Source organism: Phytopseudomonas seleniipraecipitans, from assembly GCF_900102335.1.
GTDB lineage: Bacteria > Pseudomonadota > Gammaproteobacteria > Pseudomonadales > Pseudomonadaceae > Aquipseudomonas > Aquipseudomonas seleniipraecipitans.
Map to the genome: position 1 here is coordinate 304582 of NZ_FNBM01000003.1, position 23230 is coordinate 327811.

Annotated in this window: 22 protein-coding genes; 11 read left to right on the forward strand and 11 right to left on the reverse strand. The window is 62.9% G+C overall.

The annotated features are described in order from the left end of the window. Positions 1–21: 21 nt before the first annotated feature. The 8 genes from BLS60_RS09055 to BLS60_RS09090 form a co-directional block, all read right to left on the reverse strand. Positions 22–462 carry a GlcG/HbpS family heme-binding protein gene (locus BLS60_RS09055; protein ID WP_092367108.1) on the reverse strand — a complete coding sequence of 147 codons (441 nt, stop codon included), beginning with the start codon at positions 460–462 and terminating at the stop codon, positions 22–24. Next, entirely contained in the window at positions 459–1238 is a 780-nt protein-coding gene (locus BLS60_RS09060) for an SDR family NAD(P)-dependent oxidoreductase (RefSeq protein ID WP_092367110.1), read from the reverse strand. The genes BLS60_RS09055 and BLS60_RS09060 overlap by 4 nt, the downstream gene beginning before the upstream one ends. Beyond that, positions 1235–2773, reverse strand: coding sequence for a tripartite tricarboxylate transporter permease (locus tag BLS60_RS09065; protein ID WP_244153387.1), 1539 nt, complete (start codon positions 2771–2773; stop codon positions 1235–1237). The genes BLS60_RS09060 and BLS60_RS09065 overlap by 4 nt, the downstream gene beginning before the upstream one ends. A 2-nt stretch (positions 2774–2775) precedes the next feature. Beyond that, entirely contained in the window at positions 2776–3264 is a 489-nt protein-coding gene (locus tag BLS60_RS09070) for a tripartite tricarboxylate transporter TctB family protein (RefSeq protein ID WP_092367111.1), read from the reverse strand. A gap of 56 nt (positions 3265–3320) precedes the next feature. Continuing rightward, a complete protein-coding gene (locus tag BLS60_RS09075; RefSeq protein WP_092367112.1) occupies positions 3321–4337 on the reverse strand; it encodes a Bug family tripartite tricarboxylate transporter substrate binding protein in 1017 nt (338 codons plus the stop codon). A gap of 61 nt (positions 4338–4398) precedes the next feature. Then, the gene (locus BLS60_RS09080) at positions 4399–5022 is read right to left on the reverse strand and encodes a 2-dehydro-3-deoxy-6-phosphogalactonate aldolase (protein ID WP_092367113.1); all 624 of its coding nucleotides are present in this window, start codon (positions 5020–5022) and stop codon (positions 4399–4401) included. Further along, complete coding sequence (locus BLS60_RS09085) at positions 5015–5992, reverse strand: 2-dehydro-3-deoxygalactonokinase (RefSeq protein ID WP_092367115.1); 978 nt, start codon at positions 5990–5992, stop codon at positions 5015–5017. The genes BLS60_RS09080 and BLS60_RS09085 overlap by 8 nt, the downstream gene beginning before the upstream one ends. Continuing rightward, a complete protein-coding gene (locus BLS60_RS09090; RefSeq protein ID WP_092367118.1) occupies positions 5989–6786 on the reverse strand; it encodes an IclR family transcriptional regulator in 798 nt (265 codons plus the stop codon). The genes BLS60_RS09085 and BLS60_RS09090 overlap by 4 nt, the downstream gene beginning before the upstream one ends. A gap of 164 nt (positions 6787–6950) precedes the next feature. On the opposite strand from BLS60_RS09090, the gene BLS60_RS09095 reads away from it, so the two are divergent. From BLS60_RS09095 to BLS60_RS09135, 9 genes are all read left to right on the forward strand, one after another. Next, positions 6951–7226, forward strand: a complete 276-nt coding sequence (locus BLS60_RS09095) for a hypothetical protein (RefSeq protein WP_070880277.1) — start codon at positions 6951–6953, stop codon at positions 7224–7226. Between the two features lie 84 nt (positions 7227–7310). Continuing rightward, positions 7311–8063, forward strand: a complete 753-nt coding sequence (locus BLS60_RS09100; protein WP_092367120.1) for a substrate-binding periplasmic protein — start codon at positions 7311–7313, stop codon at positions 8061–8063. Positions 8064–8154: 91 nt separating this feature from the next. Further along, positions 8155–8400, forward strand: coding sequence for a TIGR02647 family protein (locus BLS60_RS09105; protein ID WP_070880279.1), 246 nt, complete (start codon positions 8155–8157; stop codon positions 8398–8400). A gap of 109 nt (positions 8401–8509) precedes the next feature. Further along, complete coding sequence (locus BLS60_RS09110; protein WP_092367123.1) at positions 8510–11350, forward strand: class I adenylate cyclase; 2841 nt, start codon at positions 8510–8512, stop codon at positions 11348–11350. A gap of 87 nt (positions 11351–11437) precedes the next feature. Next, complete coding sequence (locus tag BLS60_RS09115) at positions 11438–11953, forward strand: sigma-70 family RNA polymerase sigma factor (protein ID WP_338061633.1); 516 nt, start codon at positions 11438–11440, stop codon at positions 11951–11953. Positions 11954–12043: 90 nt separating this feature from the next. Beyond that, positions 12044–13030, forward strand: coding sequence for a FecR family protein (locus BLS60_RS09120; RefSeq protein ID WP_092367125.1), 987 nt, complete (start codon positions 12044–12046; stop codon positions 13028–13030). 150 nt (positions 13031–13180) lie between these two features. After that, complete coding sequence (locus BLS60_RS09125) at positions 13181–16048, forward strand: TonB-dependent receptor (protein ID WP_244153388.1); 2868 nt, start codon at positions 13181–13183, stop codon at positions 16046–16048. A gap of 12 nt (positions 16049–16060) precedes the next feature. Continuing rightward, complete coding sequence (locus BLS60_RS09130) at positions 16061–18847, forward strand: M16 family metallopeptidase (protein ID WP_092367127.1); 2787 nt, start codon at positions 16061–16063, stop codon at positions 18845–18847. Continuing rightward, a complete protein-coding gene (locus tag BLS60_RS09135; protein ID WP_092367129.1) occupies positions 18844–20535 on the forward strand; it encodes an ABC transporter ATP-binding protein/permease in 1692 nt (563 codons plus the stop codon). Before BLS60_RS09130 ends, BLS60_RS09135 begins: the two co-directional genes overlap by 4 nt. A gap of 76 nt (positions 20536–20611) precedes the next feature. On the opposite strand, the gene rnk is transcribed toward BLS60_RS09135, so the two are convergent. From rnk to cyaY, 3 genes are all read right to left on the reverse strand, one after another. Further along, complete coding sequence (gene rnk / locus BLS60_RS09140; RefSeq protein ID WP_070880283.1) at positions 20612–21019, reverse strand: nucleoside diphosphate kinase regulator; 408 nt, start codon at positions 21017–21019, stop codon at positions 20612–20614. Positions 21020–21136: 117 nt separating this feature from the next. Then, entirely contained in the window at positions 21137–21448 is a 312-nt protein-coding gene (locus BLS60_RS09145) for a DUF1289 domain-containing protein (RefSeq protein WP_420848446.1), read from the reverse strand. Continuing rightward, positions 21333–21665, reverse strand: coding sequence for an iron donor protein CyaY (cyaY, locus tag BLS60_RS09150; RefSeq protein WP_070880284.1), 333 nt, complete (start codon positions 21663–21665; stop codon positions 21333–21335). The genes BLS60_RS09145 and cyaY overlap by 116 nt, the downstream gene beginning before the upstream one ends. A gap of 182 nt (positions 21666–21847) precedes the next feature. Between cyaY and lptM the strand changes: the two genes are divergently transcribed. Beyond that, on the forward strand, positions 21848–21973 hold the full coding sequence (lptM, locus tag BLS60_RS09155; RefSeq protein ID WP_083328585.1) for an LPS translocon maturation chaperone LptM: 126 nt from the start codon (positions 21848–21850) through the stop codon (positions 21971–21973). 9 nt (positions 21974–21982) lie between these two features. Continuing rightward, positions 21983–23230, forward strand: a complete 1248-nt coding sequence (gene lysA, locus BLS60_RS09160; protein WP_092367133.1) for a diaminopimelate decarboxylase — start codon at positions 21983–21985, stop codon at positions 23228–23230.

Sequence of the window (23230 nt, forward strand, 5' to 3'; positions counted from 1 at the left end):
GTTGCATGCGCGGGCGCTCTGTCAGCCGAGCGCGGCCGCGCCGGCCAGCGCCACCTGCCCGTCCTGAGTAGGATGCATGCCCGATACGCCGATGGCGCCGATGACCTTGCCGTCCTGCACCAGCGGTACGCCTCCTTCGAGCAGAATGGCGTTGTGCATCGACAGCAGCCGCAACGCCGCTCCACCGGTGGCCAGGGTTTCCTCGAAGCCCTTGGTCGAGCGCTTGAACAGGGCCGCCGTGGAAGCCTTCTTGATCGCCACGTCGACACTGCCCAGCGCCGCTTCATCGAGCTTGTGCAGCAGCACTAGGTGGCCGCCGCTGTCGGCCACGGCAATCACCATCGGCCAGCCATTGGCCTGAGCCTCACGCTGCGCAGCCGCTGCGACATGCTGCGCCTGCTCCAGGCCAATCGGCGCACCGTAGCTCAGCACGCCGGGGGCCAATGCGACAGGCATGCTCATGGCATGGCCTGCCCGCCGTTGACGTCGAGCACCTGGCCGGTGATGTAGCCGCTGCAGGCGTGTGACGCAAGGAACAGGTAAGACGGCGCCATCTCGTCCGGGGTGCCAAAACGGCCCATCGGAATGGTGGTGCTTACTGCCGCGCGCGCGGCCTCGTCCTTGTCGGCGTGGAATGCGGTGTCCACGGTACCGGGTGAGACGATATTGAAACGGATGTTGGCTGGGGTGAACTCCCGCACCCAGTTGCGCTGGATGTTATGCAGCCAGGCCTTGGCTGCCGCGTACAGGCTGGCACCCGGACCACCGCCACCGTGGGCGGCGATCGAGCCGGTGGTGATCACCGCGGCGCTCTGCCCGCTGGCCTCGGCCGATGCGCGCAGATGGGGAATGGCCTCGCGAGTGACCATCAGCGCCGAACGCAGGTTGACGTCGGTCATGGCGTCGAAGAAGGCATCGTCGATGCTTTCCAGGCCACGACGTTCCAGCAGCGCCCCGGCGTTGTTGATCAGCACATCGATGCCGCCGAAGCGCTCGACGAATGCCGCGACGGTGGCCACACAGGCCTCGGTCTTGCCGAGGTCGCCGGCGAAGAACGCGGCCTGGCCGCCATCGGCCGACAGCTCGCTGAGCAGCGTATCGAGGTTGGCCGGCGTGTTGCGTGCGGTGATGCCAACGTGGGCGCCCAGCTTGGCGAAGGCGCGGGCAGTGGCCAGGCCGATACCGAGGGTAGAACCGGTGATTAGAACGCGCTTGCCGCGCAGGTCGTTGAACGTCATAGGGTGCATTCCTCTTTACGATGAGCAGGGGATTCAGGGGTGATACCGGCACGGCGCTTGAGCAGGCGCAACAGCACCGGCAGCATCCACAAAGACAGGGTAATGATGGCCAGCGCCAGCGAGACCGGGCGTTCGAAGAACACCATCAGGTCGCCCTGGGCACGCATCATCGAGGTGATGAACGTTTCCTCGAGCATCGGCCCGAGGACGATGCCGAGAATCATTGGTGCCAGCGGAAAACCGTTCTCTTCCATGAAGAAACCGATGATGCCGAAGGCAAGAATGATGACGATGGCGAACAGGGTGTTTTCCACCGCGAAGGCACCGACCATGGAGAACGCGAGGATCACCGGCATGAGCATGCTCTGCGGCACCTGCAGCACCCGTTTGAACAGCTTGATAGCGAGGAACCCGAACGGAATCAGCAGGATGTTGGCGAGCAGGAACGCCAGGAACACCGCGTTGATCATGTCGGCGTTTTCGGTAAAGATCGTCGGTCCCGGATTCAGCCCCTTCATGAACAGCACGCCAATCACGATCGCGGTGAGCGAGTCGCCGGGAATGCCGAACACAGTGGCCGGAATGAAACTGCCACCCACCGCCGCGTTGTTGGCCGCCGTGGCCGGGACGATCTTGGCCATGTTGATCTCGTCCTCGGTAGGCCGCTTGGCCGCGGCGCGCTTGGACATTGCATAGGAAATGTACGCCGCCACATCAGCGCCAGCGCCCGGCAAAATGCCCACCAGCACCCCCACGAACGAACCCTGAACAACGCCAGCCTTGTATTTGAAGATGTCGCGCAGCGCCTGCAGCAGCATGGGTTTCTGCGGCACCAACGCGGCCTGTCGGGAGTTGCCGGTGCGGCTGTTACGAGTGCAGAAACGCAGGATTTCCGCGACGGCGAACAGACCGATGATCACCGGAATGAACCCCAGGCCGCCGAGCAGATCGGCATTGCCGAAGGTGAAGCGCGACTCGCCGGATACCGGGTCCAACCCGACGCTGGCCACCAGCAAACCGAGCAACAGCGACACGGCGCCTTTGACGGGTGAACTGTCGGACACCGCAATGGCGGCCGTCAGGCCCATACAGGCCAGCCAGAAATATTCGAACGAGCTGAAGTTGAGGGCAAATTCGGCAAGAAACGGGGCGCAGAGAATCAGCGCCAACACGCCCACGCTGCCACCGATGGCCGAGCTCACCGCACTCATGCTCAGTGCGTACTCACCCAGGCCGCGCTGCGACAGGCCATAGCAGGGCTCGGTGTAAGCAGCGGAGGCCGGAGTGCCGGGCATGCGCATGTAAACCGCCGGCAGGTCACCGGAGAAGATCGCCATGGCGGCCATGGTGACAATGGCGGCAATCGCCGGCACCGGGTCCATGAAAAAGGTCACCGGCACCATCAGCGCCACCGCCATGCTGGCAGTGAGGCCGGGAATGGCACCGACGAACAACCCGTACAGCGCGGCGATCACCATCACTGCCAGGACTTCGAAGGTCATGACCATGCCGAATGCATTGATTATCGCTTCCACGATCAGCCTCCCAGGTAGCCGGTGAGAAAGCCCATGGGCAATTGCACGCTCATCACCTGCTGAAAAAACAGGTAGAGAAACAGCGTGACCAGTATCGCGGTGACCCAAGACAGCAGTGGGCGGCCACTGAAGCGCTGGCAGAGCACGCCGATCAGCAGCACACCGCAAACCAGGAAGCCGGCGTGTTCGACCACGGCGATGAACACCGCGACCAGCAGCGGCACCAGCACGATGTTGACTACCCGCTCGCGATCACGCAGCCAGGGCCCGGCTTGTACCAGCCAGAAGCCGCTTTGCTGGGCCAGCGCCAGGCGCATGCCCTTGATCAACAGGATCGCGCCACAGACCGCCAGCAGGCTGCCGATGATCGACGGAAAGAAGCCGGCGCCGTATTGGAAGAACGGCGAGGTTTTCATCTGCTGGCCGTGCAACAGAACACCCAGCCCGAGCAGAGTGAAGAGCACCCCGAGGGTGATGTCGCTGAATTTCATGCTGTGCGCTCCTGTCGATCAGCAACACCGCCCGCGGGCGCGGGCGGCTGCGCCGGTTAAGGATTGAGCTTGCCGATCAGGGCCTGAACGTCCCGGGTGTGCTGTTCCAGGTACTGCCCGAAGGCTTCGGCATTGCGCCACTGCGGACGGAAGCCACGGGCTTCCATTTCCTTGCGCCATTCGGGGTCGTTGTAGATTTTCTCCAAGGTCGTTTCGAGCTTGACCTTGATGTCATCCGGCAGGCCGGCAGGCGCCACCAGAGCACGAAACGAGCCCAGCTCCAGATCCAGTCCGGTTTCTTCTTTCAGGGTCGGCACGTCCGGGTAGGCGGCCTGACGCTCGGAGCCGAACACCGCCAGGCTGCGCACCTTGTTCGAGCGCAGCAGCGCGTCGGCCTCGGGCAGCGAGCACGGCACGAAGTCGACGCCACCGGCCGCCAGGTCCTGCATCGCCGCAGCGGCGCCCTGCCCCGGGATCATGCGGACTTTCTGCAGGTCGACCTGCCAGGCGTCGAGCAGCCCGGCCACGGCCATCGGCCAGGAGCCACCGCAACCGCCAGCGCAGGCAATGGTGTACTTGGCAGGGTCGGCTTTCAGTGCATCGAGCGCCTGGCGCAGGCTGGTGAAGGGCGAATCGGTATTGACCTGAAAACCGGCCAGGTCGAAGTTGTACTGGCCGATGGGCGTGAAGTCGCTGGCCTTGAAATCGGCCTGGCCCATCTCCTTGTAGTGGGCGTAGTTGAACAGGATGCCCAGGGTGTAGCCGTCAGCCTTGGAGCTGATGATCTTCTGGAGGCCGACGACGCCACCGCCCTGCCCCAGGTTGATCACATTGAACTGCTGGCCAAGCTCCTGCTTGAGGTACTTGGACAGGATCCGCGCGGTGCCATCGGAACCGCCGCCGGCGCCCGCAGGCACGATGATGCTAACCGGTCGGCTCGGCCATTCAGCGGCCATCGCTGGCATTGCTAGGCCTAGCGCCAGGGTCAGTGCGGCCAGCTTGCAGCCGGCGCGGCTCAGCAGTTTGCCGAGGGTGGAAGACTGCGACATGCGGGGTGCATGGTTAATGAGCATAACGAGCTCTCCTTTTATTATTGTCGAGTACGGCTGTCATGTTGATCGGGTGCAGCGAATCTCAGTGTTGTGTTGCCCTCCAGGCGGCCACGAAGGCCTTGCCGTTTTCGCCCACGTCGGCGGCGCTCATGCCCGGCTTGTACAGCGCCGAACCGAGCCCGAAGCCACTGGCGCCCGCGTCGACGTAGGCGGCCATACCGGCGGGCGTAATGCCACCAACCGGCAGCAAGGCGATATCTCGCGAGAACACCGCGCGCCAGGCCTTGACGATCGACGGGTTGAACTGCTCGGCAGGAAACAGCTTGAGCACCTGCGCACCGGCCTCAAGCGCGGCGAAGCCTTCGCTCGGCGTGGCGACACCCGGCGAGCTGAACAGCCCAGCGCGGCGTGTGGCGCGGATCACCTCGGGGTTGCAGTTGGGCGATACGATCAGCCGCCCACCGGCCTGGGCCACTTCCTCGACCTGCCCGGTGCTGAGCACAGTGCCAGCGCCAACCAGGGCGTTATCCCCCAGCTCGGCGGCCAGCAAACGGATGCTCTGCAACGGTTGCGGGGAATTGAGCGGAATCTCGATCAAGCGGAAGCCGGCTTCATACAATGCCAGGCCGACGGGCACGATCTCCTGGGGCGTAACACCGCGCAGGATGGCAATCAGCGGCAATTGCTGCAGATAGGAATCAGACATGCAAAGCATTCCTCGATGTAGGGGTGGGCATCACGTTGACCAGGCCGGCGGCGCCGGCCAGGTGCCAGAGGCCAGCGACTCCGGCGTTTTCCAAGGTGCGCACTGAAGTGACGCCGAAGCGCAGCAGGGCCAGGCGATAGCGCTCGCACAGCTGTGCATCGCCAATCAGTACCAACGGTGGGCAGACGCCACCGACGAGGCCGGCGAGCACGCTGCGCAGCTCCTCACCAATCAACAGGCCGGATAGGTAGTCCAGGCTTTCGGCCGCGGTCAGGCGCCCGGTGAGCAACAAGCTACGGGTGCTGAACAGGCGAGCGGATACGCCTTCAGCGGCGCTGTCTCGGGCCGCGTCGAGGCCGCGATAGAACGCGTCGTCGCTGCGTTCACTGCCCTGTTCACGTGCCGGGCGGCCGAGAATCGAATGGTCACGCAGCACCGCGAACAGCTCACCGGTCATGTGCGTAGCGAAGTGACTGATCGCGCCGTCGCGCACCGTCACCCATTTGCTGTGGGTCCCGGGCAATACCAGCAAGGTGTTGTCGCATAGCTCGGGCGCCAGTTGCAGGGCGCCGAATACTTGGGTTTCTTCGCCGCGAATCACGTTGGGCAGCGCGCTGGCGTCGAGCACACCTGGCACCAGATGCAAGGTACCGCAGGCGGTATCTAGCGCCAGCAGCCCATCGACCAGATCGTTCGCCGTAGCGGGGCAACGTGCGTAAGGCACTTCGCGCCAGCCTTGGCGGCTGCCGATCATGCCGCACGCCAGCGCCGGCAGGCCCGGCCATTTCTGGCACCAGTCACCGACCAGCTCCGCATAGGCGCGGGCGAAGTCGCCGTCGGGGGTGTGCTGGATGCCCCAGGGCCGGTGCAGGGTAGCCAAGACCTGACCGCCGTCACCCAGCAGATAGGCTCGTAGCGATGAGGTGCCCCAGTCGAGGGCAATCAGCGTCGGCGCGCAGCGTTCGGTCATGAGGCACTCCAGCCCAATTCATGGGAAATGGCCATGGCACACGCCGTCACATCCGGGCGCAACTCGTGCAGCCGGGCTTCCGGCATATAAGGGATCGCGCTGGCAACACTCAGCGCGGCGACAATCTGCCCACTGGCATCGCGCACCGGCGCGGCGACGCAGCGCACGCCGAGTTCGTTCTCTTCCAGATCAAAACTGAAACCGCCTTCGGCATAGCGGTTCATCAGGCTGCGGAAGTCTTCCCACGCGGTGAATTCTTCGCGCAGACCGGACTGCCCAGCGCGGCGCTGCAAGCCCTGCTCGTAGAGGTCCCGCCACTGCGCTTCAGGCAGATCAAGCATCAGCGACTTGCCAATGCCGGTCAGTGCCAGTGGCATGCGCAGGCCGATTCGCGAACGCATCTCCAGGCCGCGACTGCTCGGCAGCTTCTCGATGTAGAGCACATCGCCGTCGTCGCGCACGCCGAGGTGCACGGTGTCTTGCGTGAGCCGCGCCAGCGCTTCCAGATGGGGGCGCGCCACGTTCGCCAGTGGCATCTGTGCGCGGGCTTTGTAGCCCAGCTCGATGAGTTTGGGACCGAGCTGATAGCCACCGTTACTGCCACCGATGGCGCGCAGATAACCTGCCTGCACCAATGCGGCGATCAGCCGATGGGTAGTGCTGCGCGTGCAGCCGATGGTCGCGCCGATGTCGACCAGGCTGCTGGCACCCTGGGCAACGGCGTCGATTACAGCCAGGCCCCTGAACAGCGCCTGGGCACCCGTGGGTGCGTGATTGTTGTTTTTATCGGGCATTGGACTCTCCTGGCGATGGACTCTAATCGGGTTTTTCGCAATTCTCAATATGCGAAACAAACTCCCACATTATAGGATCATTACGGACGAAACGGCATTTGCATGGCCAGCACGCAGGCTGGCTGGCAAACTGAAGGCTCTTTCCAGCCACATGGACCTGCACCATGAGCACTGCCGACGAGCACGACGACGAAGCCTTCACCGAGAACACGCTGGTTCAAGCCATCGAAAATCAGCTGGAATCAGGCGAGCCGGCGTTCGCCCAGTCGGTGCTCAACAAGCTGACGCTGGTCGGTTACGAGCGCGAGGAAATCGTCCAGATGATGGCCATGGTGCTGGCCCACGAAGTGGACGTCATGTTGCGCGAAGACCGCCCGTTCGATGCCGAAGGCTATGAACAAGCACTGCGCGCGCTGCCGACACTGCCAGACGAAAGCTGAGTCGACGACAGCGACAGTCGGCCGCCTTCTCGCGTACGTGGTGTACTGCTAAGGTGTGCCGACAAACCGCGTGGATAGTTACGGATGCGCCATTCGACCTCTATCCGTTTTTGCCTGGCGCTGCTGATCGCGGCGAGCGCTAGTGCGCGGAGCGAGGAACCCCTGCGCATCGGCGCCGAAGACGATTGGTACCCCTACACGGCGTACCGCGACGGCAAGGTTCAGGGCATGTCGGTAGATATCGTCAAGGCAGCCTTTGCTGCGAGTGGCACGCTGATCGAACTGGTGCCCTACCCCTACTCGCGTTGCATGCAAATGGCCCACGACGGGCAGCTGGCGGCCTGCTTCAACACCTCGCCCGACAAGCGCATCGACAGCGATTTCCTGATTCCTCACGAACCGCTGTTCAGTGACGACATCCTGCTCTGGGCGCTGAAGAGCAACCCAACGCCGAATCCTGAGCACTTAGGCGGGCGCAAAGTCGCTGTCACCATCGGCTACGAATACGGTCCACGTCTGGATAACGACGAGCAGGTGATCCGCGTACCGGTGCGCCGAGACCTAAGCGGCTTTCTCATGCTGCAGCATGGCCGCGTCGACTTCGTTGCCGCTTACCGCGGCACCGCTCAGGCGCTGTTCGAAGAAAACCCGGTGCTGCAAGATCAGTTCGTACCAGTTGCCACCCTGCATCGTCCTTCGCTGTACCTGAGCTTTTCCCGCCACCACACCAACGCCAGCGAGTTGCTGGGGCGCTTCGAGCGCGGCATGCAGACCATCCACGGCAATGGCCGTTATCAACAGATTCTCAACCAATGGCAGCACAGCCCGGCGAACTGACGCCGGCTTGACTACACTTCGTCTGCGGGGCGCCAGACACCCCGCAGCCCACGGCCGACGCCGTGCACGACAACGACAGGCAGGAGTCATCATGGTCTTTACCGCCGAATTGGTCGCCGAACTGGAAATACTTTTGCTGTTCAACCTGGGCAATGGTCAGGAGGGTTTGAAGATCCACCACGATGCCGCTCCCGCCGCAGTCGCAGCTGCCAAGCGCCTGCATGATAAAGGGCTGATCAGCCTCGCCGATGGCGGCTACCTGACCCGCCTTGGTCATGAAGCCGCCGAACATGCACAGAGCCTGCGGGCCATTCTTACCACCCCGCAACCCGCTTGATATCGACCCGACGCCTACCGCTGCGAAGACGGTAGGCTCTTCCCACTGAACGATTGCGACACCGCCCGGCACGACGGTAGTCTTGCTCATCACCTGGCCGAGCCCGAGCATGACGCGCCACCTGCCCTTGCGACCGAATATCGACGACGGCATCGACCGCAAGGTGCTGACGCAGTTGCGCGCCCGCTTCCTGCGTGTCAATCAGGGCCGTCAGCTGCGCGCCATGCAGGCCTTGTCGAGCCGCCAGCAACGGGTACTGACGCTGTTGCCGCTGCTGTTTCACGTCAACCATCCCCTGCTACCCGGCTACGTGTCCGCACAGACGCCGGCCGGCCTTAGTGGCTTCGAGCCAAGCGCAGAACTGCTCGTCGAAGCCCAGCGCCTGACCCGTTCGTTCGGCTACAAGCCAGCCCGTGGCCCGGCGCCTACGCCAATCCATGGTGTGTTTCTGATGGGCAGCCTCGGTACCGTGGCGCAGGCCGAACAGAGCGACATGGACTTCTGGGTCTGCCACGCCAGCAACCTCAGTGAAGCCGCGCGTGGCGAGTTGCGCCGCAAGTGCGACCTGCTGCAAGACTGGGCCGCCAGCCAGGGCACCGAAGCGCACTTTTTCCTCATTGACCCGCAGCGCTTTCGTTCTAGAGAGCGCGAGGCCCGGCTGACTTCGGATGACTGCGGCAGCACGCAACACGTCCTGCTGCTCGACGAGTTCTACCGTACGGCAATCTGGCTGGGCGGCCGCATACCACTCTGGTGGCTGGTGCCCGCAGTCGATGAGCATCGCTACGAGCAGGTGACCGGGGTGTTGCTGGGCAAGCGTTTCATCCGTACCGAGGAGGTTCTCGACCTCGGCCATCTCGCACACGTGCCCTGTGGAGAATTCATTGGCGCCGGCATGTGGCAGCTGTTCAAGGGCATCGAATCTCCGTACAAGTCGGCGCTCAAGCTGCTGCTTACCGAGGTTTATGCCAGCGAGCATCCGCGAGTGGAGTGTCTGTCGCTGCGTTTCAAGCAGTCGGTATACGACGGCCAACTGGACCTCGATGAGCTTGACCCCTACATCATCATATATAGACGGCTGGAGGACTATCTGCAGGCGCGCAATGAGCCCGAGCGCCTGGAGTTGATGCGCCGCTGCCTGTATTTGAAGGTCAACAAGAAAATCAGCAAACCGCCGCGCAACCGCGCCAAAAGCTGGCAGCGCCTATTACTCGAACGCCTGACCCGTGAATGGCGATGGAGCGAGCGACAGTTGGCGATGCTCGACAGCCGCAGCCAGTGGAAGGTGCGCCAAGTCAGTGTGGAGCGACAGGCGCTGGTCAACGAGCTCAATTACAGCTACCGATTTCTCTCCTCCTTTGCGGGCAGCCAAGCCGGCGACGTGCCACCCGAAAGCCGCGAACTGGCGCTACTCGGGCGGCGCTTGTATGCAGCCTTCGAGCGACGCGCCGGCAAGGTCGAGTTCATCAACCCCGGGATTGCCCCGGACCTCGGCGAAGACACGCTGACGCTGGTGCACTGCCCAACACCCAGGGCAGAGCGCTGGGCGTTGTTCAACGGCAACCTTGGCGCTCACGAATGGCAGGATTTCGCGCCCTTGCGGCAAGCTCGCAGCCTGGTCGAATTGCTCGCATGGTGCCACCGCAACGGGGTAATCGACAGCGGTACACACCTTTCGCTGCACCCCGGTGAGAGTGACCTTGGTGAATTCGAACTCAATCACCTGCTCAGCTGCCTGACGCAGGCGTTACCCATGCCGCTAGGCAGCGTGCCGGAACGTGTTCTTGCGCGTGCTCGTCGGCCCATCCAGGAGCTTCTGCTGATCAACGTGGGACTCGACCCGCTCAAGCAGCACAGCCAGATGAACGTGCACATGACCAGCGAGCGCACGGACCCCCTGAGCTACTCAGGGGTGCGCGAGAACCTGGTGCTGACCCTCGACCGAATCACGCTCAACAGCTGGCATGAACTGATGGTCGAGCGCTATGAAGGCCCGAACGCGCTGCTCGACTGCCTGACTGATCTGCTCAACGCACTCCCGGCCGAGGGTGAACGACCCGAACTACGCGTGCAGTGCTTTTGCCGCAACAGGGCGAGTGCCATTGCCGAACGCACCGAGGAACTGCTGCGCGAGCTGATCAGCAACCTCGACAGCAAGGCACGCCCGCGTTATCTGCTGCAGGTCGCCCGGCACTATCACCTGCTCGAACTGACGCCGGGCCAGGTTCGTCACACCACCCTCGAGGATCTGCCCGTCCTGCTCGAACACCTGGCCCAGGATCGCGCCGAGTACAACCCGATACGGCTCGACCGCAACGTGCTGGAAGGTGAAGACTTGGCGCTGATCCTCAGCGCTGGCAAGCCCGGCTGCGTTCAGGTGTTCTACCGCCTGCATGAAACGCACACCCAAGCGCAGATCACCGTGCTCGACGAGCATGGCGCAGTGTGGCGCACCTCGGCGCCGTTCCATGACGAGGCCAGCCTGCTGGCGCCCCTGCAACGGTTCCTGCAGTCGCTGCTGTATCGGCGTAATGCCGCGCTCGCTCTGGAAAGCCCACAGGCGCCACTGGAGATCATCTATCAGCAGTTACAACCTGCCGCGCCGTTACGCGTCCAGCATCTGGAGCCACGCCCTGCGCCGCTGACTCAAGTCAGCCAGCCTTTCTACGATGTGCAGGCGATCGTCGAACCCGGCAGCGGCCAGCGCGCCTACATCAGCCTGTACTGCAATCACCGGGAATTCTGCGAACTCGAATACGGCGGCAGCCTGTTCAGCAACGTGGCTCGGCATATCCTCACCCTGCGCAGCGAAGCAGAACGCTATCCCTGCTACATCACCGACCTGGATCTTTCCGCCCTGCTGGGCGACCGCCAGCCTTCGGTGGTGCATTACCTGCGCTACAAGGCCAGCCTGGAAGAAGCGCTGAACACCGCTCTGCGTGCGCTCTAGGAGTTATTGATAATAATTCTCAGCGTGAGCTAACATGCGCGTTCGCTGTTGCACGCCCGCTGTGCACGGCCCTCGGCAGCCCGCATCGTGTCCTCAGCACCCAACCTCAAACTCGACCTCTACCTCGCCCACCGCAACGCGCTGGTGGACTATGCCGCGTCCCTCGTCAGTTGCCGTGCCCAGGCCGAAGACGTGGTGCAGGAGGCTTGGCTGCGTTTCAACAACCGCGACAGCACCGAGGCGGCGATCGACCAGCCCGTGGGCTACCTGTACCGCATCGTGCGCAACCTGGCCTTCGACCTCAGCCGTCGACTCGCCACCGAGCGTCGCCAGCCGGGCAGCGAAAGCCTGCTCGAAACCCTCTCCGATGACAGCCCCGGCCCTGAACAGCAGGCCAGCAGCAGCGCCGAGCTGCGCATCGTCAACGCGGCCCTGGCGGAACTGCCGGAGCGCGTGCGCCGGGCCTTCGAGATGCATCGCCTGGATGGCCACACCCTGCAGCACATCGCGACCACATTGGGCATATCCGTCGGCCTGGCACATCAGTTGGTGCACCAGGCGCTATGCCATTGCGCGGACCGTTTGGAGCAGGCCAATGGTTGATCTGAAAATTTTCGCAGCTGATACGTCCTTTGTTCAGTGCATAGGAATATGCGACCCTCTGGCGCCTTTTCACATGACCCCGACCCGACCATGACCGGCAACCTCAGACACACCGCACTGGACTGGCTGCTACGCATCCAGCAGAGCCCGGAGGATGCCGAGCTGCGTGGCGGCTTGGCGGCCTGGCTGGCGGTGGATGCCAGCCATGTCGAGGCTTACCGCAAGGCCGAGCGGGTCTGGCGCATCACCGGCATGGCCGAAGCGGCGGCTGCTCCTGCCGAACGCCCTGCAACACCACCCTCGGCAACTCTCAGTTTGCGTCCAGCACCGGTCACGGCTCCCGTGCGTCCGCGCCGACGCCGCTGGCCGGCCCTGTTGGCAGGAGCTCTGGCCGCCTGCCTGGTGGTATTCATCGCACCCGGCAGTTACCTGGCCTACCAGAGCGACTACCGTACCAGCCTCGGCCAACAGCGTACGGTTGAGCTGGAAGACGGCAGCCGCGTGCATCTGGACAGCGAATCAGCGATTGCGGTGAGCTACAGCAGTGCCCGTCGCGAAGTCCGGCTACTCACCGGGCAGGCGTTCTTCGAGGTGACGCAGGACAAGAGCCGACCATTCAGCGTCGATGCCCAGGCGCTGCAGATCACCGTTACCGGCACAGCATTCAACGTCACCAATCGCAAGAGCGCGCTTGCCGTGGCCGTGCAGCACGGCTCGGTGCAAGTGGCCGAAGGCAGCGTCATGCTGGCTGATGCACTGCGCGCCGGCGACCGCTTGCGCTGGCAAGCGGACAGCCACGAAGCGACCCGAGACCGGGTGCCGATCAGCCAGATCGCGGCCTGGCAGAACGGCCAACTGGTGGTACGCGATGCACGGATCGCCGATGTGTTGGAAGAACTGCGCCCTTACCTGCCTGGCAAAGTCGCGCTACACGACCGCGCCTTGGGCGAGCAACGCGTGACCGGCGTTTACGCCCTGAGTGACCCAGATGCTGCGCTACGTGCAGTGATCCGCCCTTATCAGGGCCAGGTCAGTAACTGGACACCTTGGCTGCGGGTCATCACTCGCCAGCCCTGAGCGCCTGCCAGTCCATATTTCGAACAAATGAAAAATAATTCGTGAATTGCTGAAAATTCATCGAGCCAGCACGTCTTTGCCTCGAACACGAATCGATAGGGATTCGTATTAGCTTTCAACAAAGGCCGCTTGGCCTGCTCGGGGAAGACCATGAACACGCAGTCGCACCGGCTCAAACGCTCCTCCACAGGCACCCCGACACTGAGCAAGGCCGTCAGCCTGGGGCTGCTCAGCCTGTGCGCCGCGTTGCCCCTGGCCACCAGCCATGCCCAGGAAGCGGCCGAGCCGGCCAGCGCTTCGATGCAGCGCCAACACAGCTTCGATCTCGACGCCCAGCCCCTGGCCGACTCACTGATCGCCTTTGCCCAGCAAAGCGGCCTGCAGGTCAGCGTCGACCCGAGCCTGGTCGGGCACTTGCGCGGCAATGTCGTGCGCGGCCAGATGAGCAGCGAGCAGGCGCTGTCGCGATTGCTCGATGGCAGCAATGTCGGTTGGGATTATGAGCAGCAGGTGCTGACCTTTCACGCACTCAAATCCAGCCAGAATGCCATGGAGCTTGGCAACACCGTTGTCCTGGCAGCCGCCGACCAAAGCTTCATGGGCGAAACCGTCGTCGATCGTCGCGCCATCGAAGCATTTCCCGCCGCCAATGGCGATATCACCACGCTGTTGCAAATGCACCCCAGCGTGCAGTTCAGCAACACTCAACAAAGCTCGAGTACGCCTGGCGAAATCGACCCTGCGGACATCAGCATCAACGGCGCAGCGTTCTACCAGAACAGCTTCATGATTGATGGCGTGGGAATCAATAACGACCTGGATCCTGGTCGCCATGAGTGGAGCACCATCGCCGATGCCCGGGGCACGCCCAGCCGTAGTCATGGCATTGCCCTAGACGCCGACTTGCTCGAAGAAGTGCGGGTCTACGACAGCAACGTGCCGGCTGAATATGGCGGATTTAATGGCGGCGTGATTAACGCAGTCACCCGCCGCCCGAGCGAGGACTTGCACGGCAAGCTATCGATGAGCATGAGCCGCTCAGCCTGGGCCAATTACCACATCAACGAAGAAGACCGCGAAGATTTTGAAAACTCCACCACCAGCCAGGAGCAGCCGGAGTTCGACAAATGGACCCTCAGGGGAACGCTGGAAGGTCATGTCACCGAAAACTTCGGCGCCCTTTTCAATTTCTCACGCAAGCATTCCACCATTCCGCTCAACAGCTATAGCGATGGTTTCAACAGCACGGGTGACAAGAGTAAAAAAGACCAGACACGCCAGATCGACAACTTCCTCCTGAAGACCTATTGGCAAGTCAACGACCGCCTGCAGCTCGATGTATCGCTGACTCATGCGCCTCAGGAAAGTGAGTATTTCCGCGAAAACTCCAAGAACTCGGACTTCGTCATTCTTCAAGGCGGCCAGCAGGCGGCTATCAAAGCCACTTGGTTCGGGGACGCGGCGAAATTCACCCACAATCTGGCGTACACCAACCTGCAGAGCTCGCGCGACAGCGACAGCAATGTGAGCAAGCAATGGCGCTGGTCGAGTGAAAAGAACTGGGGCAATCCCCTTAGAGATACGAGCTTGAGCCGCGAAGGCAGTTTCGGCGATATCGAGCAACGCCAGAAAAGCATGACGTACACCTTCAAATCCGATTGGGAGCCGATTCAGGCGCTGGGAATTGAACACAACTTCCAGGCAGGTCTGGAGTTGGCCTATCAACAGGCTAACTACAAACGGCCCGAAAGTGCGACCACGGCGGCTGGCCTGATCGCCACTGCGGCAGGCAGCAATAGCTGCAGCTTTGCCAGTGGCGAGCTGGACAGCGAGTACTGCTCTATCGGCACCAACGTATCAGGCACGCTTACTCGCCAATATTTCCGCAACCTGACGCACTACAACGCAGGGGAAATATCCATGAATGAAAAGCGCTATGCCCTGTTCCTGCAGGACCGCATGCAGTGGGGGCGCCTGCAAGTACGTCCGGGCGTTCGTTTCGATGGCGATGACTACATGGAAAAGAAGACCATCGCTCCGCGCTTTTCCGCTGACTACGATCTGTTCGGCGACTCATCCACGGTGCTGACGACAGGTTTCAACCGCTACTACGGACGCAGCATGTTCAAGTATCGCCTGGCGGATGGCCGCGAGTCCCTGGAATACCGGCAGTCACGCGCCACTGCATCAGGCACAACGGTGAACGAGTTCGGCGCGATCACCAGAGGCGAGGCCGACAGCAGCTCATTCCGCAAAATCGACATCCCCTACAACGACGAATGGATGGTAGGTATCGCACAACGCTGGCTGAACACCACCTTCGAGCTGAAGTACGTGCACCGCGATGGGCGCGACCAAGTTGTCAGGACACAGGGCGTGAACCTCGGACTGCCACCTGGCGATGGCGTTGATGAAAGTATCGTTTACACCACCTATACCAATGCCGGCAGCAGCGAGACCGATGCAGTCTCCCTGGCGATTACTCCCGATGCCGAGTTGCGCCTGTTCGGCACCCGTTCGAGCATGCAATTCGCCGCAGACTGGACGCGTACTCGCAGTACCAACAACTCCAACTACGACGTCTCGTTCTCCCGTGATGAGCTGAACGATGAACTGGTGATGTACGACGGCAAGCTCATGCGCTTCAGCCAGTTGCCAGCGGCCAACTTCAACCGCCCATGGACAGCACGTATAACCACCATTACCCATGTTCCTCAAGCAAACCTGACGCTGAGCAACTTCCTGCGCTACCGCGCTGGGTATGAGCAGATCGTGACGGACGGAACCATTGAGGTCGAGGGAGCTACCTACGACAACTACAGCTTCGGCGAGGTCAATGCTGCCTTCACTTGGGACCTGCGGGCCAAGTGGGAAATACCGGTAATTCGCGACCAGTCCGCCTTCGTCGCCGTGGATGTGAAGAACGTCCTGGATGAGGTCGCTGAGATCTATAGCAGCACTGGGTACAAGTACGAGATGGGCCGCCAATACTGGCTCGAAGTCGGCTACCAATTCTAAAAGGCGCGCGCCATGCATCCCGTGAGAGTCCTCTTCACGGCACTGGCAGCGCTGCTGCTCGGTGCCTGTGCCCATTTGCCCGCAGGCGACACGCCACTGCAATGGCACCCCATCGTCACACGTGGCGAGCTGCCCAACGGCCTGCGCTACAACCTGATCTCCGTGGACACGCAGAAAGGCCGTCTGGATATGCGCCTGACGGTGCATGCCGGCTCGGTGGATGAGGCCGACGATCAGGTCGGCGTCGCCCATATGCTCGAACACCTGGCCTTCTACAGCCACGGCGGCGATGCCCTGGACGTGCGCCAGCGCCTGCAAAAAGCCGGCTGGCTGCAAGGCCGTCACTTCAACGCGGTGACCAATTACGAGCGCACCCAATACCTGATGAGCCCGCCTGGCGGTACCGCCAGTGCCGATCTTTCGTTGAAGGCGCTGGCCACGATGGCCTTTGCCGGCGATTTCACGGCGGACGATCTGCAGCGCGAGCGGCCCATCGTCATCGAAGAATGGCGTGGTGGCCTGGGAGTCGCGCAGCGCATGAACGCCAAACGCGCCGCCGCACAGCGCACCGGCTCGCGTTATCCGGCGCATCGCACCATCGGCAACCGCAAGGCCATCGAGCACGCGCAGTTGGCGGCGCTGCAGGCGTTCCAGCAGCGCTGGTACCTGCCAAACAACATGGTGCTGAATGTCGTCGGCGACTTCGATCCCCAGCAGATGGCCACGCAGATCGAACGTCATTTCGGCACGGCGCAACGGGGCGAGCGCCCCTCGCGCGAACACCTCGAACTGCCGCTGGACGACAAGCTGAAAGTCTTCCGCGTGCAGGACAGCCAGAGCGGCAGCAACCAGGTCGCTCTGCTGATGCGTTTCCAGCAGGTGGATATTCGCGAACAGACGCTCGCCGGTGGACGTGACCGACTGCTGGACCGCCTGGCACTCACCGCTCTATCGCGGCAACTGCGCCGCCAGCCACTGGACGAAGGGATTGGCAGCCTGACGGCGGTGAAAACCCAGATCGGCAGACGCACCGGCGTGCTGGCGGTGGCCGCCAGCGTCAAAGGCCAACACCACGAGCAAGCGCTACAGACCCTGCTGCGCGAGCTGGAACGGCTGCGCCAGCATGGCTTGTACGACGAGGACGTGGCCGCCGTGAAAGAAGAGGTACGGCAGATCGCCGAGCGCATGCTGGCGAAGCCGACGCCACGGGACTTCGACGCCTGGGTGCGGCAGCTCAACGATGCCACCGTGGGCGAGCGCATGCTGCAGGACCCCGAGGCCATCGCGCGCAATACCCTGGTCAATCTGAGCAGCATCAGCAAACGCGAGCTGCAGCGGCGCATCGTCAGCTGGCTCGACAGCCCGGATCGGGTGCTGCAACTCAGTGCGCCAGGCGGCGTGCAGCTGATACTGCCTGATACCAAGGGCGTCGAGCAGCAGATACGACACCTGGCAGATGGCCGCCTGGAAGCCCCTGCAGCTCCCGCCATCCCGCAACAAATAGCCATTCCCGACCTACGGAGCAACACGCCGCAGGGCAGCATCGAAACACGTCGCAGCTTCACCCGTGAGAAGGTCGAGCATTGGCAATTGAGCAACGGCGACCGCCTGGTGTGGCTGCGTACCAAGGGCGCTGATGGCAAGGCGCAGCTGCGCGTCGATTCCAGCGCCGGCTTCCTGCACCAGGGCGCCCAGTCCTGGCGCGCGCAGATCGCCAATCAACTGGCCCTGCAAATGCCCCCGCACGGCTGGAGCGATGAACAGCTCAACGCCTGGAAAAAACGCGAAGCCGTGCAACTGTCCTTCACTCAAGGCCCGCAACGCCTCGAAGCCCAAGGCAATGCAGCGTTGGACAAGCTAGGCAGCCTGCTGGCGCTTTATCAGGCGCAGCAGGTCCGTCGCGACCTGGATGAGAAGGCCTACCGCGAGAGCCTGGCCGATCTGCGCGAAAGCCTGTTGCGCCGGCGAGATAACGTGCGCAGCGAACAGGACGCTACCTGGCGAAGCGTCAAGCAGGGCCACGATGACTGGCTGCAACCCACCGCCCAGGAACTCGACGCCCTGAGTCGCTCCACGCTGGAAGCGCAATGGCGCCGCCAGGCTGCTGCGCCAGTGACCTACTACCTGATGGCCGACCTGCCCGAGCACGAGCTGCAAATGCTGGTCAATCGCTACTTGGCGGGGATCCCGCGTGGCGAGCCGCTGATGATCACGGCCAAGCCACGCCAACCTGGTCAACGCCAGGCCACCCTGGCCATCGCTCGCGAGCCACGCGCCAGCCTTTACGCGGGCAGCTTCCAGCCCCATCCATGGAACCCGGCGGATGCTGCCCGGGTGGCGGCGTTGCGCGAGATCGCCAACGGCCTGCTGAAACAACGCCTGCGCGGCGAAGCCGCTGGCATCTACAGCCTGCAGTTCGACAGCGAACTGAGCCCGGAACACCAACGCATCGACAGCGAGCTGCGCTTCACCAGCGACCCGCAACGCGCCGACGAGCTCTGGCAGCTGGCTCGCCAGACCCTGTCCGCCTTGCCCGATAGCATCGACGACAAGCGTGTGGCGGCGCTGCGCCGCGAACTGACCCACCAGGAAGCGCTGCGCGTAAAAGATCCGGCCACCCAGTTCAATCGCCTAGTTCTCAGCGAGCGCGCCTGGCACGACCCACGCTACCTCAGCGAGCAACATCGATTGCCGGCAGCCCTCGAGCCCAAGGCCCTGAAGCGCCTGGCTCGCCAGGTATTTCCAGAAGGCAACGAAGTACGCCTGCAGGTGCTGCCCGCGCAGGACGTCGGCTTATGAAGACACTGCGGTTGTTCTTCAACCTATCGCGTCCATTCTGGGCCAGCCGCGCCGGCTGGCCGGGCTGGCTGCTGTTGGCGTCGATATTCGCCATGGGCGTCGGCATCGTCCAGGTCAACTTCTACATCAACGCCTGGAGCAAGACGTTCTACGACACCCTGGCGACCTTCGACGGCAGTGCGCTGCTCGATCTCATGGGTAGCTATGCACTGGCCATCGGAGCACTGATCCTGGTGATCGTTTCGAAGAACTGGCTGACCAAAGCGCTGATCCTGCGCTGGCGCCAGCATCTCAACGATCACATGCTCGACCGCTGGCTGGGTGAGCGTCGCTACTACCGGCTGGGGCTGAGCGGCGAGCCGGATCATCCCGATCAGCGGATCGCCGAGGACGTGCATTTGCTGACCGACAAGACCGTCGGCCTGGTCGTTTCGCTGTTCATCAACACCCTGCAGATCGGCGCCTTCGTCAGCGTGCTCTGGCAGCTCTCGGGCACCCAGACCTTCACCCTCGGCGATTACAGCGTCACCCTGGATGGCTACCTGGTCTGGGCCGTGGTGATCTACACCCTGATCGGCACCCTGGTCACCCATTGGCTGGGCCAGCCGCTGCACGATCTCAACTATGAACGGCAACGCAGCGAGGCGGCCTTTCGAACAGATCTATTACGCAAACGCGAGCATGCCGAGCAGATCGCCCTGTACGGCGGCGAGCATGCCGAGCGACAGAGCCTGGCCCTGCGCTTCACTGCTATAGCCGAAAACTGGCGCGGCCTGATGCGCCGGGAGCTGAAACTTGGCACATTCACCGTCGGTTATGACCGCATCAGCAACATAGTGCCGGTATTCATCGCCCTGCCCGCGTTCCTGGCCAAGACCATCACCTTGGGCGGGTTGATGCAGATCCGTACGGCTTTCGGCGCCGTGCACGGTTCACTGAGCTGGCTCATCTACTCCTACCGCACACTGATGGAGTGGAGCGCCACGGTACAGCGCCTCGGCCAGTTCCAGCAGGCCATGGAAGGGCTGCCGGCGGTCGAGCTCGAGCATGGCGAAACGCTCAACACCTGCGGGCTGGATGTGCTGCGCCCCAACGGCGAGCCGCTGCTGTGCGGATTGGCGTTGCATGCCCAGCCTGGGGAATGGCTGCGCCTGGCGGGCGCCAGCGGCCTGGGCAAGACCACCTTGCTGCGTACCCTGATGGGTCTGTGGCCTCATCATCGCGGCAGCTGGCAGCTACCGGGCGGACGCAGCCTGCTGCTGCCGCAAAAACCTTACCTGGCCGGCGGTCGCCTGGATGAGTTGCTGGCCTATCCGGCTACGCAGACGCCAGGCGGCCTTGAGCTGATCGGCGCACTCAAGGATGTGGGCCTCGATCATCTCGCCGATCAGCTGGACAGGGACGCCGAGTGGAGCCGGGAACTCTCCGGTGGCGAGCAGCAGCGCCTGGCGCTGGCCCGCGCCCTGCTCTATCGCCCGAGCACCCTGTACCTCGACGAAGCCACCAATCAACTCGACGAGCAGGCAGCCTGCCAATTGCTCGAGCGCCTGCGCATGCGCCTGCCCGACTGCACGCTGATAGGCGTCAGCCACCAGCCAGCGGTGCAGCGCCTGTTCGAGCGCAGCATTGATCTTCAGGAGTGTGGAGCGGCATGCAGGCCGGTAACGCTGGAGCTCGCGACGGCCTGAGCAGACTCCCGGGGCGCGGCGATCGACCCGGGATACGCAGCACTGACTTCTTGCGAGTCAGGCGAAGCGGGCCGTCTTAACGGGCGTATTCACCTGCCGCTTCCGGCTGATATTCCACCGCCAGCAGCGTCAGTTTAAGCTGCTTGCCGCCGGGCGCGGGCCAGTCGATGTGCTGGCCGACGCTCAAACCCAGCAGTGCAGTGCCCATTGGCGCGAGTACCGAGACTTTACCTTCCCCGCCAGCATCCTGAGGATAAACCAGGGTCAGGTGGTAGTCCTTGCCACTGCTCTCCTCACGGCAATGCACGCGCGAGTTCATGGTGACCACGCCCGCCGGAACCTGATCGTGGCCAACCACTTCGGCGCGGTCCAGCTCGGCCTGCAAGGCTTCGGCTGTAGGGCCAAAATCATCGAGGCTGTCGAGCAATTGCTCAAGACGCTGTAGATCAAGACGGGTAATGGTGATGTTCGGTGTGCTGGCCATGGTGCGGGCATATCTCCTTTGCTGGACGCCAAAAAAGCAAAACCCCATCGAGACGACGGGGTTTTTACACAGGTTGAGTCGACCGTAACACAGCCACTCAAATAAACAAGAGCAGGCCTATCCGCTCGCCAGGCGACCCTCGGCAAGTGCCCTGATCGCCAGCCGCCGACCATCATCGGCACCGCTCCACTCGAGAATTTCCGCCAACAGGCGCCCGCACCCCAGGCACCGGTCAGCATCGTTCAGGCAACAGCGTCGCTGGCAGGGCGAAGCGACCGGCACTGAAGCCGACGGCGCCTCGCACACGGCAATCTCAGATTTCATCGAACTCAAGGCTGGCGCCGGACTGCTCAAGAACGATGCGCTCGAGCATTTCGCTGAGCAGCTCGTCGGTGCTGTCGCAGATCCAGCGCTGGTTGTCTTCGTCATAATCGAAATGGAAACCACCGGAGCGGGCGGCCAGCCACAGCTGACGCAGAGCCGGTTGACGGCTGAAGATCAGCTGCGAGCCGTTGGCAAAGCGCGCTGTCAGCACGCCCGCGGAGTTCTCCAGATCGAGATCCAGATCGCTGTCATCGAAGATGTCTTCCAGCGCTTGCTGTACGGTATCGACCAGGTCGTGGAAGCGGGCTTCGGTCAAACTCATTGCACTTACCTCATGAAAGATTCAGCAGCATCGTACGCAAAAGAAAGCATCGCCGCGCTCTGTTCGGTGCAGCTCAGCGTACCAGAGCAAAGCCCCGCCGGACGGGAACCCCGCCGCATAGGCAACATGCCGGGGGGTCGGTATACTCCGGTGCAATTATGCTTTATTACAAGGATTTGACCATGAAGCGGCTGTTCACTGCCCTCATCGCGCTTGTCGCCGTTACCACCCTGCTCAGCGGCTGTGGCCAGAAAGGCCCCCTGTATCTGCCGGATGATACTCAGTCTGCACCTGCGCAAGATCAATAAGGACGGCTCATGAACACCTTCGAATACCGCGACGGCTTGCTGTTCGCGGAAGGTGTGGCGTTGTCCGCCGTGGCCCAACGCTTCGGTACGCCCACTTACGTCTACTCGCGCGCCCACATTGAGGCGCAGTACCGCGCCTACGCTGATGCCCTGGCCGGCATGCCACACCTGGTGTGTTTCGCCGTCAAGGCCAACTCCAATCTCGGCGTCTTGAACGTGCTGGCACGTCTGGGTGCGGGATTCGATATCGTTTCACGCGGTGAACTGGAGCGTGTTCTGGCCGCCGGTGGCAGCGCTGACAAAATCGTCTTCTCCGGCGTCGGCAAGACGCGCGACGACATGCGCCGCGCGCTGGAAGTCGGTGTGCACTGCTTCAACGTCGAGTCGACCGACGAGCTAGAGCGCCTGCAGCAGGTCGCCGCCGAGCTCGGCAAGACCGCGGCGATCTCCCTGCGCGTCAACCCGGACGTCGATGCCGGCACCCACCCGTACATTTCCACCGGCCTTAAGGAAAACAAGTTCGGTATCGCCATCGCCGACGCCGAAGCTGTTTATGCTCGCGCCGCCGCGCTGCCGAACCTGAACGTGGTGGGCGTTGATTGCCACATCGGCTCGCAACTGACCAGCCTGCCACCGTTTCTCGACGCCCTCGACCGCCTGCTGGCGCTGGTCGACCGCCTCGCCGAACAAGGCATCCGCATTCGCCACCTCGATTTGGGTGGTGGATTGGGCGTGCAATATCGCGACGAGCAGCCGCCCCTGGCCGGCGACTACATCAAGGCCGTGCGCCAGCGCATCGAAGGCCGCGAGCTGGCCCTGGTGTTCGAGCCGGGCCGCTTCATCGTTGCCAACGGCGGCGTACTGCTGACCCGCGTCGAATACCTCAAGCACACCGAGCACAAAGATTTCGCCATCGTCGATGCGGCGATGAACGATCTGATCCGTCCAGCCCTGTATCAGGCGTGGATGGAGGTGGTTCCGGTGCAGCCGCGCGACGGCGCCAGCCGCCAGTACGACATCGTCGGGCCGATCTGCGAGACCGGTGACTTCCTCGCCAAAGAGCGCGACCTGAGCCTGGCCGAAGGCGATCTGTTGGCCGTGCGCTCGGCGGGTGCCTACGGCTTCGTCATGAGTTCCAACTACAACACCCGCGGCCGCGCCGCCGAGGTGATGGTGGATGGTGATCAGGTTTTCGAAGTGCGTCGCCGCGAAACCCTGGACGAGCTCTTCGCGGGCGAAAGCCGCCTGCCGGAGTGA